General features: G+C 66.0%; 14 protein-coding genes. 5 read left to right on the top strand and 9 right to left on the bottom strand.

Annotated features, from left to right (window positions below):
• Nucleotides 1-8 precede the first annotated feature (8 nt).
• From tuf to rpsL, 4 genes are all read right to left on the bottom strand, one after another.
• Complete coding sequence (gene tuf, locus AC5IG3_RS11795; protein WP_491906477.1) at nucleotides 9-1,199, bottom strand: elongation factor Tu; 1,191 nt, start codon at nucleotides 1,197-1,199, stop codon at nucleotides 9-11.
• A gap of 150 nt (nucleotides 1,200-1,349) precedes the next feature.
• Nucleotides 1,350-3,452 carry an elongation factor G gene (gene fusA, locus AC5IG3_RS11800; RefSeq protein WP_491906488.1) on the bottom strand — a complete coding sequence of 701 codons (2,103 nt, stop codon included), beginning with the start codon at nucleotides 3,450-3,452 and terminating at the stop codon, nucleotides 1,350-1,352.
• 87 nt (nucleotides 3,453-3,539) lie between these two features.
• Entirely contained in the window at nucleotides 3,540-4,010 is a 471-nt protein-coding gene (gene rpsG / locus AC5IG3_RS11805; protein WP_491906489.1) for a 30S ribosomal protein S7, read from the bottom strand.
• Nucleotides 4,011-4,209: 199 nt separating this feature from the next.
• Nucleotides 4,210-4,584 (bottom strand): 30S ribosomal protein S12, encoded by a 375-nt coding sequence (gene rpsL, locus AC5IG3_RS11810; RefSeq protein ID WP_089416226.1) that lies wholly within the window; start codon nucleotides 4,582-4,584, stop codon nucleotides 4,210-4,212.
• Between the two features lie 214 nt (nucleotides 4,585-4,798).
• Here rpsL and AC5IG3_RS11815 point away from each other — a divergent pair, with 214 nt between their 5' ends.
• Together AC5IG3_RS11815 and AC5IG3_RS11820 are read left to right on the top strand one after the other, a co-directional pair.
• Entirely contained in the window at nucleotides 4,799-5,956 is a 1,158-nt protein-coding gene (locus AC5IG3_RS11815) for an alpha-hydroxy acid oxidase (RefSeq protein ID WP_491906490.1), read from the top strand.
• Nucleotides 5,957-5,982: 26 nt separating this feature from the next.
• Nucleotides 5,983-6,861 (top strand): aldo/keto reductase, encoded by an 879-nt coding sequence (locus AC5IG3_RS11820; RefSeq protein WP_491906491.1) that lies wholly within the window; start codon nucleotides 5,983-5,985, stop codon nucleotides 6,859-6,861.
• 9 nt (nucleotides 6,862-6,870) lie between these two features.
• On the opposite strand, the gene AC5IG3_RS11825 is transcribed toward AC5IG3_RS11820, so the two are convergent.
• Complete coding sequence (locus tag AC5IG3_RS11825; RefSeq protein WP_491906492.1) at nucleotides 6,871-8,514, bottom strand: peptide chain release factor 3; 1,644 nt, start codon at nucleotides 8,512-8,514, stop codon at nucleotides 6,871-6,873.
• A 124-nt stretch (nucleotides 8,515-8,638) separates the two neighbouring features.
• Nucleotides 8,639-9,193, bottom strand: coding sequence for a YaeQ family protein (locus AC5IG3_RS11830; protein WP_491906493.1), 555 nt, complete (start codon nucleotides 9,191-9,193; stop codon nucleotides 8,639-8,641).
• Nucleotides 9,194-9,301: 108 nt separating this feature from the next.
• Here AC5IG3_RS11830 and AC5IG3_RS11835 point away from each other — a divergent pair, with 108 nt between their 5' ends.
• Complete coding sequence (locus AC5IG3_RS11835; protein WP_491906494.1) at nucleotides 9,302-9,607, top strand: antibiotic biosynthesis monooxygenase family protein; 306 nt, start codon at nucleotides 9,302-9,304, stop codon at nucleotides 9,605-9,607.
• 33 nt (nucleotides 9,608-9,640) lie between these two features.
• Here the strand turns inward: AC5IG3_RS11835 and bamE are convergent, their stop codons facing one another.
• Nucleotides 9,641-10,054, bottom strand: a complete 414-nt coding sequence (gene bamE, locus AC5IG3_RS11840; RefSeq protein WP_491906495.1) for an outer membrane protein assembly factor BamE domain-containing protein — start codon at nucleotides 10,052-10,054, stop codon at nucleotides 9,641-9,643.
• 133 nt (nucleotides 10,055-10,187) lie between these two features.
• Here bamE and AC5IG3_RS11845 point away from each other — a divergent pair, with 133 nt between their 5' ends.
• On the top strand, nucleotides 10,188-10,910 hold the full coding sequence (locus AC5IG3_RS11845; protein WP_491906496.1) for a type 1 glutamine amidotransferase: 723 nt from the start codon (nucleotides 10,188-10,190) through the stop codon (nucleotides 10,908-10,910).
• A 61-nt stretch (nucleotides 10,911-10,971) separates the two neighbouring features.
• Nucleotides 10,972-12,219: a DEAD/DEAH box helicase gene (locus AC5IG3_RS11850; protein ID WP_491906497.1), complete on the top strand. Its 1,248-nt coding sequence runs from the start codon at nucleotides 10,972-10,974 to the stop codon at nucleotides 12,217-12,219.
• Between the two features lie 33 nt (nucleotides 12,220-12,252).
• On the opposite strand, the gene AC5IG3_RS11855 is transcribed toward AC5IG3_RS11850, so the two are convergent.
• Together AC5IG3_RS11855 and queE are read right to left on the bottom strand one after the other, a co-directional pair.
• Entirely contained in the window at nucleotides 12,253-12,618 is a 366-nt protein-coding gene (locus AC5IG3_RS11855; protein WP_491906498.1) for a 6-pyruvoyl trahydropterin synthase family protein, read from the bottom strand.
• 39 nt (nucleotides 12,619-12,657) lie between these two features.
• Complete coding sequence (gene queE, locus AC5IG3_RS11860) at nucleotides 12,658-13,290, bottom strand: 7-carboxy-7-deazaguanine synthase (RefSeq protein WP_491906499.1); 633 nt, start codon at nucleotides 13,288-13,290, stop codon at nucleotides 12,658-12,660.
• Nucleotides 13,291-13,395: the final 105 nt, after the last annotated feature.

Consider the following 13,395-nt stretch of genomic DNA (forward strand, 5'->3'; position numbering starts at 1 on the left):
CGTCCTCCTTAGTCGAGGATCTTGGCAACAACACCAGCGCCGACGGTACGGCCACCTTCACGGATGGCGAAGCGCAGGCCTTCTTCCATGGCGATCGGGGCGATCAGCTTGACGGTGATCGACACGTTGTCACCCGGCATGACCATTTCCTTGCCTTCGGGCAGCTCGATGGCACCGGTCACGTCGGTCGTGCGGAAGTAGAACTGCGGGCGGTAGTTGTTGAAGAACGGCGTGTGACGGCCGCCTTCTTCCTTCGACAGCACGTAGATCTCGCCCGTGAAGTGCGTGTGCGGCTTGATCGAACCCGGCTTGCACAGCACTTGGCCGCGCTGCACGTCTTCGCGCTTGGTGCCGCGCAGCAGGATGCCGACGTTGTCGCCTGCCTGACCTTGGTCGAGCAGCTTGCGGAACATTTCGACGCCCGTGCAGGTGGTCTTCTGCGTGGTGGTGATGCCGACGATTTCGATTTCTTCGCCGACCTTGACGATGCCGCGCTCGATACGACCGGTCACGACGGTGCCACGACCCGAGATCGAGAACACGTCTTCGACAGGCATCAGGAAGGCGCCGTCCACGGCGCGCTCAGGCGTCGGGATGTAGGTGTCGAGTGCGTCAGCCAGCTTCATGATGGCTTCTTCGCCCAGCGGACCCTTGTCGCCTTCGAGTGCCAGCTTGGCCGAACCCTGAACGATCGGGGTGTCGTCGCCGGGGAAGTCGTACTTGGAGAGCAGCTCGCGCACTTCCATCTCGACCAGTTCCAGCAACTCGGCGTCGTCCACCATGTCGCACTTGTTCAGGAACACGATGATGTAAGGCACGCCCACCTGGCGAGCCAGCAGGATGTGTTCACGCGTCTGGGGCATCGGGCCGTCAGCGGCCGAGCACACCAGGATCGCGCCGTCCATCTGGGCGGCGCCGGTGATCATGTTCTTGACGTAGTCGGCGTGGCCGGGGCAGTCGACGTGTGCGTAGTGGCGGTTGGCCGTTTCGTACTCGACGTGCGCGGTGTTGATGGTGATGCCGCGGGCCTTCTCTTCCGGTGCCGCATCGATCTGGTCATACGCCTTGGCTGCGCCGCCGAACTTGGCTGCCAGCACGGTGGTGATGGCCGCCGTCAGCGTGGTCTTGCCGTGGTCGACGTGACCGATGGTGCCGACGTTCACGTGCGGCTTGGTCCGCTCAAATTTCTCTTTTGCCATTTCAATCTCCTGATCAAAGAACAGTGCCAGTGCGCGGTTTTACGTCTCTCGGACCGCCGTGATTCCCCCGGTCACTGGCAAGCGGGGGCGGAAGTCGCGAAAGACAAATCAGAGGCCGCCACCCTGGTGGGGCGACGGCCCGGCGATGTCTTACTTGGCGCGCGCGGTGATGATCGCGTCAGCCACGTTCTTCGGAGCTTCGCTGTAGTGCTTGAACTCCATCGTGTACGTGGCGCGGCCTTGCGTGGCCGAGCGCAGCGTGGTCGAGTAGCCGAACATTTCCGACAGCGGCACTTCGGCCTTGATGACCTTGCCACCGCCGACCATGTCGTCCATGCCCTGGACCATGCCGCGGCGGCTGGACAGATCGCCCATCACCGTGCCGGCGTAGTCTTCAGGCGTCTCGACTTCCACGGCCATCATCGGCTCAAGGATGACCGGGCTGGCCTGGCGGCAACCGTCCTTGAAACCGATGGACGCGGCCATCTTGAAGGCGTTTTCGTTCGAGTCCACTTCGTGGTACGAACCGAAGGTCAGGCTGACCTTGATGTCGACCATCGGGAAGCCGGCCATCACGCCGTTCGGCAGCGTGTCGATCAGGCCCTTTTCCACCGCGGGGATGAATTCACGGGGAACCACACCGCCCTTGATGGCGTCGACGAACTCGAAGCCCTTGCCGGCTTCTTGCGGCTCGATCTTCAGCACGACGTGGCCGTACTGGCCCTTGCCGCCGGACTGGCGCACGAACTTGCCTTCGATGTTCTCGACGGCCTTGCGGATGGTTTCGCGGTAGGCCACTTGCGGCTTGCCGACGTTGGCTTCCACGCCGAATTCGCGCTTCATGCGATCGACGATGATTTCCAGGTGCAGCTCGCCCATGCCCGAGATGATGGTCTGGCCCGATTCTTCATCGGTGCGCACGCGGAACGACGGATCTTCTGCAGCCAGACGGCCCAGCGCGATACCCATCTTTTCCTGGTCGGCCTTGGTCTTGGGCTCGACAGCCTGCGAGATCACCGGCTCCGGGAAGACCATCTTCTCAAGCGTGATGATCGATTCCGGATCGCACAGGGTTTCGCCCGTGGTCACGTCCTTCAAGCCCACGCAGGCGGCGATGTCGCCGGCCAGAATTTCCTTGATTTCTTCACGCTGGTTGGCGTGCATCTGCAGGATGCGGCCGATGCGTTCCTTCTTGCCCTTGATCGGGTTGTAGACGGTCGAGCCGGAAGCCAGCACGCCCGAGTACACGCGAACGAAGGTCAGCTGGCCGACGAACGGGTCGGTCATCAGCTTGAAGGCCAGCGCAGCGAACTTCTCGTCGTCGGCGGCGCGACGCGTGGTCGGCTGCTCGTCGTCGTCGGTGCCCGGCACCGGCGGGATGTCGATCGGCGACGGCATGAAGTCGATGATGCCGTCGAGCATGCGCTGCACGCCCTTGTTCTTGAAGGCGGTGCCGCAGAACATCGGCTGGATTTCAGCGGCGATGGTGCGGGTGCGGATGGCCAGGTTGATCTCTTCTTCGGTGAGTTCACCGGTTTCGAGGTACTTGTTCATCAGGTCTTCGTTGGCTTCAGCCGCCGACTCGACCAGCTTTTCGCGCCATTCCTGTGCCTGCGCGAGCAGGTCGGCCGGAATTTCTTCGTAGGTGAACTTCATGCCCTGGGACGCTTCGTCCCAGAAGATCGCCTTCATCTTGATGAGGTCGATCACGCCCTTGAAGTTTTCTTCAGCGCCGATGGGGATGACGATCGGCACCGGGTTGGCCTTCAGGCGCAGCTTCATCTGGTCGTAGACCTTGAAGAAGTTGGCGCCCGTGCGGTCCATCTTGTTGACGAAGGCCAGACGCGGCACGCGGTACTTGTTGGCCTGGCGCCAGACGGTTTCCGACTGCGGCTGCACGCCACCCACGGCGCAATAGACCATGCAGGCACCGTCGAGCACGCGCATCGAACGCTCGACTTCAATCGTGAAGTCGACGTGTCCGGGGGTGTCGATGATGTTGATGCGGTGTTCGGGCAGCGAACGGTCCATGCCCTTCCAGAAGCAGGTCGTGGCAGCCGACGTGATCGTGATGCCGCGCTCTTGTTCCTGCTCCATCCAGTCCATGGTGGCCGCGCCATCATGGACTTCACCGATCTTGTGGTTCACGCCCGTGTAGAACAGGATCCGTTCGGTCGTGGTGGTTTTGCCGGCATCGATGTGAGCCGAGATACCGATGTTGCGGTATCGCTCGATGGGGGTCTGACGGGCCATGGTGTCACTCCAAATACAAAGAATGCCCCATGCGGTCGATCGGACCGGATAGGGCAGCCAAGAGGTTCGAGGTCGGGTAGACCTGGATTAGAAACGGAAGTGCGAGAACGCCTTGTTGGCTTCAGCCATGCGGTGCACTTCGTCGCGCTTCTTCATCGCGCCGCCGCGACCTTCGAAGGCCTCCAGCAGTTCGTTGGCCAGGCGCTGGGCCATGGACTTCTCGCTGCGCTTGCGGGCCGATTCCTTCAGCCAACGCATGGCCAGGGCCACGCGACGGATGGGGCGAACTTCCACGGGAACTTGGTAGTTCGCACCACCGACGCGGCGTGACTTCACTTCGACCATGGGCTTGACGTTGTTCAGCGCGGTCAGGAAGATTTCCATCGGGTCTTTGCCCGACTTCTTCTCGACCTGTTCCAGGGCACCGTAAATGATGCGCTCTGCAACGGCCTTCTTGCCCGATTCCATGACGACGTTCATGAACTTGGACAGATCGACTGAACCGAACTTGGGATCAGGCAGGATGTCCCGCTTGGGGACTTCGCGACGACGTGGCATTTCAATTCCTTTCGGGGCTTCAGTTGGCTACCGGCACTTGAAGTGCGCTGGCGGCCTCGGATGTCACTCACAGCCTGGACATCCACTTACTCGACAGCGGCGGTGATTCGCTTTGCGACTCGGCTGCTGTCACTGGATTCGTCAACCTTCAGCCTGAGGGCGGGTGGTGACGAGGCAATGACCTGATCAGTGGATCAGATCACTTCTTCGGGCGCTTGGCACCGTACTTGGAGCGCGATTGCTTGCGATCCTTGACGCCTTGCAGGTCGAGCGAACCGCGCACGATGTGATAACGCACACCCGGCAAGTCCTTGACACGGCCGCCGCGCACGAGCACGACACTGTGTTCCTGCAGGTTGTGGCCTTCACCGCCGATGTACGAGATGACCTCGAAACCGTTGGTCAGGCGCACCTTGGCGACCTTGCGCAGAGCCGAGTTCGGCTTCTTGGGCGTGGTGGTGTAGACGCGAGTGCAAACGCCGCGGCGCTGCGGGCAGTTCTGCATCGCAGGCGACTTGGACTTCGTGACTTCGACTTCACGGCCGTGGCGCACGAGCTGATTGATGGTGGGCATGGGTAACTTGTTCCCGTTTGAAGTTACGTTGATTCTTCACCGCTTGGCGGCTGCCAGATTCGCACTGAAAGCAACAAAGCCTGCGCGATGTCACGAAGACATCCGCAGGCACTGCCCGACTCAGACCAGACTCATGGCGCCACAGGCGGAAAAGCCCAAGAGTATAACCGCATCGCGTTAGCATCACAGGCTGCGAAAAATGAGGAGACAAGCCATGCCCGTCATCACGAACATCGAAGACCTGCGCGCCCTGGCCGAGCGGCGCGTGCCGCGCATGTTCTACGACTACGCCGACTCCGGCTCGTGGACCGAGGGCACCTACCGCGCCAACGAGAGCGAGTTCCAGAAAATCAAGCTGCGCCAGCGCGTGGCGGTCAACATGGAGAACCGCAGCACCGCCGTCAAGATGATCGGCATCGACGCCAGGATGCCGGTGGCGATCGCCCCGGTCGGCCTGACCGGCATGCAGCACGCCGACGGCGAGATCCACGCCGCCCGCGCGGCCGAGAAGTTCGGCATCCCGTTCACGCTGTCGACCATGAGCATCTGCTCGATCGAGGACATCGCGCAGCACACTACCGCGCCGTTCTGGTTCCAGCTCTACATGATGCGCGACCGCCAGGCCATGGCCAACATGATCGAGCGCGTGCGCGCCGCCAAGTGCAGCGCGCTGGTGCTGACGCTCGACCTGCAGGTCATCGGCCAGCGCCACAAGGACCTGAAGAACGGCCTGACCGCGCCGCCGTCGCCCACGCTGAAGAACATCGTCAACCTGATGACCAAGCCGCGCTGGTGCCTCGGCATGGCCGGCACCAAGCGCCACACCTTCCGCAACCTGGTCGGCCATGTGAAGGGCGTGAGCAACATGCGCTCGCTGTCGGCCTGGACCAACGAGCAGTTCGACCCCAGCCTGTCGTGGGCCGACATCGCCTGGGTGAAAGAGCGCTGGGGTGGCAAGCTGATCCTCAAGGGCATCATGGAAGTCGAGGACGCCAAGCTCGCGGTGGCCAGCGGCGCTGACGCCATCGTCGTCAGCAACCACGGTGGCCGCCAACTGGACGGCGCGCTGTCCAGCATCGAAGCGCTGCCGGCGATCGTCGAGGCGGTCGGCGACCAGATCGAGGTCTGGATGGACGGCGGCATCCGCAGCGGCCAGGACGTACTGAAGGCCTGGGCCCTGGGCGCCCGCGGCACGATGATCGGCCGCGCCATGGTCTACGGCCTGGGCGCGATGGGCGAGGCCGGCGTCACCAAGGCGCTGCAGATCATCCACAAGGAACTGGATGTGACCATGGCGTTCTGCGGCCACACCCGGTTGACCGGCGTCGACAAATCCATCCTCGTGCCCGGCAGCTACCCGCTGCCGCGCTGAACAGCTCTCACCCTGACGCGCCGGCCATGACTTCCACCCTGAACTTCTCGCCCATCGTCGCCGGCTGCATGCGCCTGGGCGAGGGCGGCTCGACCCCGCAGCAGCGCCTGCGCTGGATCGAGCAGTGCCTGGATCGCGGCGTCACCACCTTCGACCATGCCGACATCTACGGCGGCTACACCGTGGAAGCCTTGTTCGGCGAAGCCCTCGCCCTGGCGCCCGGCCTGCGCCAGCGCATGCAACTGGTCAGCAAGTGCGGCATTCAGCTGCTGCACCCCAACCGCCCGCAGCACCGGCTCAAGGCCTACGACACCTCGGCCGCGCACCTCACCGCCAGCGTCGACCACAGCCTGCACCAGCTCGGCGTCGATCACCTCGACCTGCTGCTGATCCACCGGCCCGACCCGTTGCTCGATCCGGCCGAGGTCGCCGACGCCTTCCAGCGCCTGCAGGCTGCGGGCAAGGTGCGCGCCTTTGGCGTCAGCAACTTCACGCCGTCGCAGTTCGAGCTGCTGGACGCAACGATTCCGCTGGCGACCAACCAGATCGAGCTGCACCCGCTGCATCGCGCGCCGTTGCACGACGGCACGCTCGACCAGCTGCTGGGCCGCCAGCTGCGCCCGATGATCTGGTCGCCGCTAGCCGGCGGGCGTCTGCTGAACGGTGATGCGCCCGACGCGCTGCGCGTGCGCACCGTGTTGCAGCGCGTGGCAGTCGAGCACGGCGTTGCGCCCGCCACCGTGGCCTACGCCTGGCTGTTGCGCCACCCGAGCCGGCCCCAACCCATCGTTGGCAGCCAGCGCATGGCGGCGCTGGACGAGGCGCTGGCCGCATTGACGCTGCGGCTCGACGCGCCCACCTGGCACGAGATCTGGTCGGCGGGCGAGGGCGCCGAGGTCGCCTGATTCAGCGCGTCAGAGCGACGGCGCCGCGTTGAACACCCGGCCCGAGTGCTCGCGCATCGAGTGGAACTGGATGTCGGGCACGCGCTCCTGCGTCACGCGCAGGTCTGAGCTGTACTGCACCATGAAGGCCGGCGCGCCGACCACGTCGTAGGCGATGCGCATCGGCTCGGAGTCGATGAACTTCTTCAGCTTGTTCTCGTCGCTGCTGGTGATCCAGCGTGCGATCGAGAAGCGGCACGGGTCCAGCCGCGCCTCGACACCGTATTCGCCCTTCAGGCGGTGCAGCACCACCTCGAACTGCAGCTGGCCGATCGCGCCCAGCATCAGCGAGCCGCCGGCCACCGGGTTGAAGACCTGGATCGCGCCTTCCTCGCCCAGCTGCTGCAGGCCCTGGCGCAACTGCTTGCTGCGCAGCGGGTCGCGCAGCTCGACGGTGCGGAAGCTCTCGGGCGCGAAGAAGGGCAGCCCGGTGTAGTGCAGCAGCTCGCCCTCGGTCAGCGTGTCGCCGAGCTGCAGCACGCCGTGGTTCGGGATGCCGATGATGTCGCCCGCCACCGCATCGTCGACCAGCTCGCGCCGCTGCGACAGGAAGCTCACCACCGTCTGCGGCCGCATTTCCTTGCCGGTGCGCACCACCTTGAGCCGCATGCCGCGGGTGAAGCGGCCTGAGCTGACGCGCACGAAGGCGATGCGGTCGCGGTGCGCCGGGTCCATGTTGGCCTGCACCTTGAACACCACGCCGGTGAACTTGGGCTCGGTCGGCTGCACCACGCGCTCCTGCGCCTGACGCGCGCCGGGCTGCGGTGCCAGCACCACCAGCGCGTCCAGGATTTCCTGCACGCCGAAGTTGTTGACCGCCGAGCCGAAGAACAGCGGCGACTGCTGGCCGGCCAGGAAGGCATCGCGGTCCAGCGCGGGCGTGGCCTCGCGCAGCAGTTCCAGCTCGCCGGAGGCGTTCTCGAAGTCCAGCCCGTAGCGCTCGGCCAGCACCGGGTTGTCGAGGCCCTCGACCACCTCGTCGCCGGCGTTTTCCATCTTGTCGGCGCCGGCCTTGAAGACACGCATGCGGTCGTGCGTCAGGTCCATCACGCCGCGGAAACTCTTGCCCATGCCCACGGGCCAGGTCATCGGCACCAGGCTCATGCCCAGCGTCTGCTCGATCTCATCCAGCAGCGCCAGCGGCTCCTTCACCTCGCGGTCCATCTTGTTGACGAAGGTGATGATCGGCGTGTTGCGCGCCCGGCAGACCTTCAGCAGGCGCAGCGTCTGTTCCTCGACGCCGTTGGCGGCGTCCACCACCATCAGCGCCGCATCCACCGCCGTCAGCACGCGGTAGGTGTCTTCGCTGAAATCCTGGTGGCCGGGGGTGTCGAGCAGGTTGATGACGCAGTCGCCGTATTCCATCTGCATCACCGACGAGGCCACCGAGATGCCGCGCTGCTTCTCGATCTCCATCCAGTCGGACGTGGCGTGGCGGCTCGCCTTGCGCGCCTTGACCGAGCCGGCGATCTGGATCGCGCCCGAGAACAGCAGCAGTTTCTCGGTCAGCGTGGTCTTGCCGGCGTCGGGGTGGGAAATGATCGCGAAGGTGCGGCGGCGCTGGATGTCGCGCGCCAGCGGCGACAGGGAGGTGTCTTGGATATCGGTGCTCATGGGGTGCTCAGGCGGCCTGAAGGCGGCGTGTGGCCGCAGGCGCGGGGCGAGCCGGCGGCAAAGAGCGCGATTGTCGCCGCTGTCGTCCAGGCCGTGTCATTCCCGCCCGCGCGGCAACGACAGCTCAATACCCCGGCTGCGGCACCTGCCAGCGCACCGGCACGATGGTCACGGTGCCTTTGGCGCCGCCGACCAGAATCTCGCCGTCCTGGATCGTGAAGCTCAGGCGCATCGAGCGCTCGGCCAGGGCGGCCAGCGCGATGCACTGCTCTTCGGGCAGAAAGCTCACGCTCAGGTTGCGGTGGCGGACCAGCGTGTTCTTGTTGTCGGCCCACCAGGCTTCGGCCTTGCGGGCACCGTAGGCCAGCAGCACGACGTCATCGGCGCGGCCACAGGCCTTGCGCAGCACGCGTTCGTCGGGCAGGCCGACTTCGATCCATTGCTTGATGACGCCGGTGTCGTCGAGCCGCCAGAGCGCGGGCTCGTCGTCGGTGGAGATGTCGCCGGCGAGCGTCAGGCGCTCGTGGGCGTTCAGCGCGAAGGCGAGGATGCGCACCATCAGGCGTTCCTCGGTCTCCGAGGGGTGGCGCGCGAGCGTCAGGTTGTGATCGGCGTAGTAGCTGCGGTCGATGTCAGCGACCGACAGCTCGGCTTTGTAGATGGTGGAGCGGATGGCCATCGACGCATTTTAGGTGGCAGCCCCCTGACGCTCATGGCAGGCCCGGCGCCGCTACGATGCCACGTCTGTTTCCAACGCTCTCTTCTCTTTGTCCACAGGAACTTGTCGATGATTCTCGAAATCGCTGAAATCCGCATCCAGCCCGGTCGCCAGGCTGAATTCGACGCCGCCATCCAGCGTGGCCTGGAAACCGTGATTGCCAAAGACGCCGGCTACATCGCCCACAAGGTGCACAAGGGCGTCGAGTCGCCCGAGCGCTATGTGCTGCAGATCTGGTGGACGTCGATCGAAGCGCACAACGACGGCTTCCGCCAGTCGCCCGCGTTTGCCGACTGGCGCGCCATCGTCGGGCCGTTCTTCGCGGCGCCGCCGCTGGTCGAGCACTTCAACCTGCTGACCGAATCCGCCGCCTGAGCGACGAACCCGGCACGCGCTCAGGCGCGTGGCTCAGTCTCTGTCGTCCGAGTGGTAACGGTCGAGTGCGAACTGGCTCGCATCCACGATGTGCGTGGACTTGACCATGCCGCCGGCATCGAAGATGACCTGCACCGCGCGTTCTTCGCCCGGCGTGCTGCCTTCGACGTAATAGAGCCAGGCATTGCCGCCGGAGAACAGCGGCGTCATTTGCTTCAGTGGCTCGCCCAATTGGCTGCGGACATCGGTCTGGCTGCTGCCGATGCTGATCCGGTGTGCAGCCTGCTCCGTGACATCGCCGGCTGTTGCCATACCGGCCCCGCCCAGCAAGAGGGCAGCAACCAGTCCGAGTCGGGCAGCGCGTAAGTGGTGACGGGTGTTCATGATCTTGACCTTTCCGGAGCGCTGAGGCCCCATCGCCCGATGCGTTGACTTGACGGCCGTCATGGCACGTGCTGCATCGGTGCAAGATCTAATTTCCGGCCGGCGTATTACCTTGAGGTTTCAGCGCGGCGGGTCTTGATTACAAATGTCATCAACGCCTTGAGTGCATGATCAGGCGTTTTTCCGGCGCGCACCCATGACCCCTGTCACATCGAACCTCCCTGTGTTGATCCTGCAGCCGCAGGCCAACGACGGTCCGGCCTATCTGGCCACCTGGCTGCGCGAGCGCGGCGTGGCCTTCGAGGTCTGCAGCGTCGAGGCGGGTTGCCTGGTGCCACTGGAGGCACGCCGCTGGCGCGCCATCGCCATGCTGGGCGGCGCCATGAGCGTCAATGACGATCTGCATTTCCTACGGCGTGCCGAGCAGTTGCTGCGCGATGCCGTGGCGCACGGCGTGCCCGTGCTGGGCCACTGCCTGGGCGGCCAGATGCTGGCCCGGGCGCTGGACGCCGTCACCACCGACAACCCGGTGCCCGAGATCGGCTGGAGCCGCGTCACGCCCGTCGACCACCCGCTGGCGCGGGCCTGGCTGGGCGAGGTGGCCGCCGAGTCAGACGACCGGGCCCATGCCACATTCCCCGCCTTCCAGTGGCACTACCAGACCTTTGCGCTGCCGGCCGGCGCGACGCGCATCGCCGGCAACGCCTCCTGTGCGAACCAGGCCTTTGCGATCGGGCCGCACCTGGGCATGCAGTTCCACATCGAGGTGGATGACGAGAAGCTCGACCGCTGGGCGGGCGATGCCGCCGCCGAGGCGCAGGACGAGGCCGCCATCCGCGCCGACACCGCCCGTTTTCTGCGCACCAGCCAGCAGGTGGCCGACCACATCTACACGCGCTGGCTGGCGCAGGCCGGCTGAGATGGGCCCGCTCCGCGACAATCGAACGCTTCTCTGACCGGCCTTGCGCCACTGGAACCTCATGTCTTTTGCTCCGCTCGGCCTGACGCCGGCCCTGGTCCACGCCGTCAACGCTCAAGGGTTTTCGACGCCCACGCCCATCCAGGCCCAGGCCATTCCCGCCATCCTGCGTGGCGACGACGTGCTCGGCACGGCGCAGACCGGCTCGGGCAAGACGGTGGCCTTCGTGCTGCCGCTGCTGCAGCGCCTGCAGCCGTGCTTCGGCCCGTGGCGCCGCCGCACGCAGGCGTTGGTGCTGGTGCCTACGCGCGAGCTGGCGCTGCAGGTCGGCAAGGTCATCAACGACCTGGCGCGTTTCCTGAGCGAGCCGCCGCGCGTGTCGGTGGTGTTCGGCGGCGTCTCCATCAACCCGCAGATGATGGATCTGCGCGGCGGCGCCGAGGTGGTGGTGGCCACGCCCGGCCGCCTGCTCGACCTGATCGACCACAACGCACTGCAGCTCAACGCCATCACCACGCTGGTGCTGGACGAGGCCGACCGCCTGCTCGACCTGGGTTTCTCGGACGAGCTGACGCGCATCCGTGCGCTGCTGCCGGCGCGTCACCAGAACCTGTTCTTCTCGGCCACTTTTCCCGCTGCGGTGCAGGCGCTCGCCGACGAGCTGCTGCACGAACCCGTGCGGATCGAGCTGCAGGCCGAAGCCGTTGGCACGCCCGACATCAGCCAGCGCGCCATCGAGGTCGACACGCCGCGCCGCACCGCGCTGCTGCGCCAGCTGCTGGCGCAGCCGGGCTGGGAGCAGGCGCTGGTGTTCGTGGCCACGCGCTACGCCACCGAGCTGCTGACGCACAAGCTCGGCCGTGCCGGCGTGCGCGCGGCGGCGCTGCATGGCGAGCTGAGCCAGGGCACGCGCAATGATGTGCTGGAAGCCTTCCGCACCCGTCGCCTGCAGGTGCTGGTGGCCACCGACGTGGCCGCGCGCGGCATCGACATTCCGCGCCTGCCGGTGGTGGTCAATTACGACCTGCCGCGCTCGGCCGACGACTACACCCACCGCATCGGCCGCACCGGCCGCGCCGGCGCGCCGGGCCAGGCGGTGAGCTTCATCAGCGCCGACACCGAAGCCCACTTCCGCCTGATCGAGAAGCGCCAGGACCAGCGCGTGCCGCGCGAGCGCATCGCCGGCTTCGAGCCGGTGGAAGTCGCCTCGGCCGATCAGGCTGCCGGCGGCATCAAGGGCAAGCGCACCAGCAAGAAAGACAAGCTGCGCGCTGCGGCGGCGGCCTTACAGGCGCAGACCAAGCGGTGACCAGCGGCGGATCACCGCGCCGCTGACCCCGCGTCAGCGCGACAGCCGGCAGGCGTCGCCGCTGGCGTCGCGGCGGATCTCGACGGCGGCGAGCGTGTCGCCGTAGTTCGCCTCGAACGCGCGCCACAGCCAGGCGCACAGGTTCTCGAGCGTGGCCGGGCCGATGCCTTCGACCTCATCGAGCAGGCGGTGGTCGAGCTGGTCGCGCACCACCTCGATGGTGCGGCGCACGTGGCCCAGGTCGACCACCATGCCGCTGTCCGGATCGGGCGCGGCCGACAGCGTCAGCTCGGCCAGATAAGTGTGGCCGTGGATGCGGCGGCTCGGTTCGGCGTCCACCGCGCGTTGCAGCGTGTGGGCGGCTTCGAAATAGAAGCGTTGGCGCAGTTCGTACTTCATGGGTGTCGGGTTCGGTCGGCGTGCGGCATGTGTGCGGGGTCAGCGGATGCCCATGACCTTGTGGGTCTGCACGCTCAGGCGCCAGCGCGGGTCGCGCAGGCAGTGGTCGATGGCGAGGCGGGCGTGGTCGCGCGCCAGCACGCCGTCCATCGCCTGCACGAAGCGGTGCTCGAAGGGCAGCAGCGCCAGCGCGTCCAGGTCCAGCCCGGGCTGTGGCACCACCACCTTCAACTCGTGGCCTTGCGTCACCACCAGTGTGCTGCCAGCCTTGGGGCTGACGCAGATCCAGTCCAGCCCCGGCGGCGGCGCGATCGTGCCGTTGGTCTCGACCGCCAGCGTGAAGCCGCGCGCGTGCAGCGCGTCGATCAGCGCCGCGTCCACCTGCAGCAGTGGCTCGCCACCGGTCATCACCACCAGGCCCGGCGTGGTGCCGGCCGGCCACTGGCGGGCGACGATGTCGGCCAGCGCATCGGCGCTGGCGTACTTGCCGCCGAGCGTGCCGTCGGTGCCGACAAAATCGGTGTCGCAGAACTGGCAGACCGCCGTGGCGCGGTCCTGTTCACGCCCGCTCCACAGGTTGCAGCCGGCAAAGCGGCAGAACACCGCCGGCCGGCCGGCATTGGCGCCTTCGCCTTGCAGGGTGTAGAAGATTTCCTTGACGGAGTAAGCCACGCTGCGGCCCGAAAAAAGAGAGGGAGAAGTTGAAAATGCACCGGGACCCGAGCGGTCGCGGTGCATTGAAGTGCTCGTATTTTAATCAGCTCGGCCGGCCCGGCG

Origin of the sequence: Leptothrix sp. (in: b-proteobacteria), from assembly GCF_965250675.1 — a bacterium.
Classification (GTDB): Bacteria; Pseudomonadota; Gammaproteobacteria; order Burkholderiales; family Burkholderiaceae_C; genus Sphaerotilus.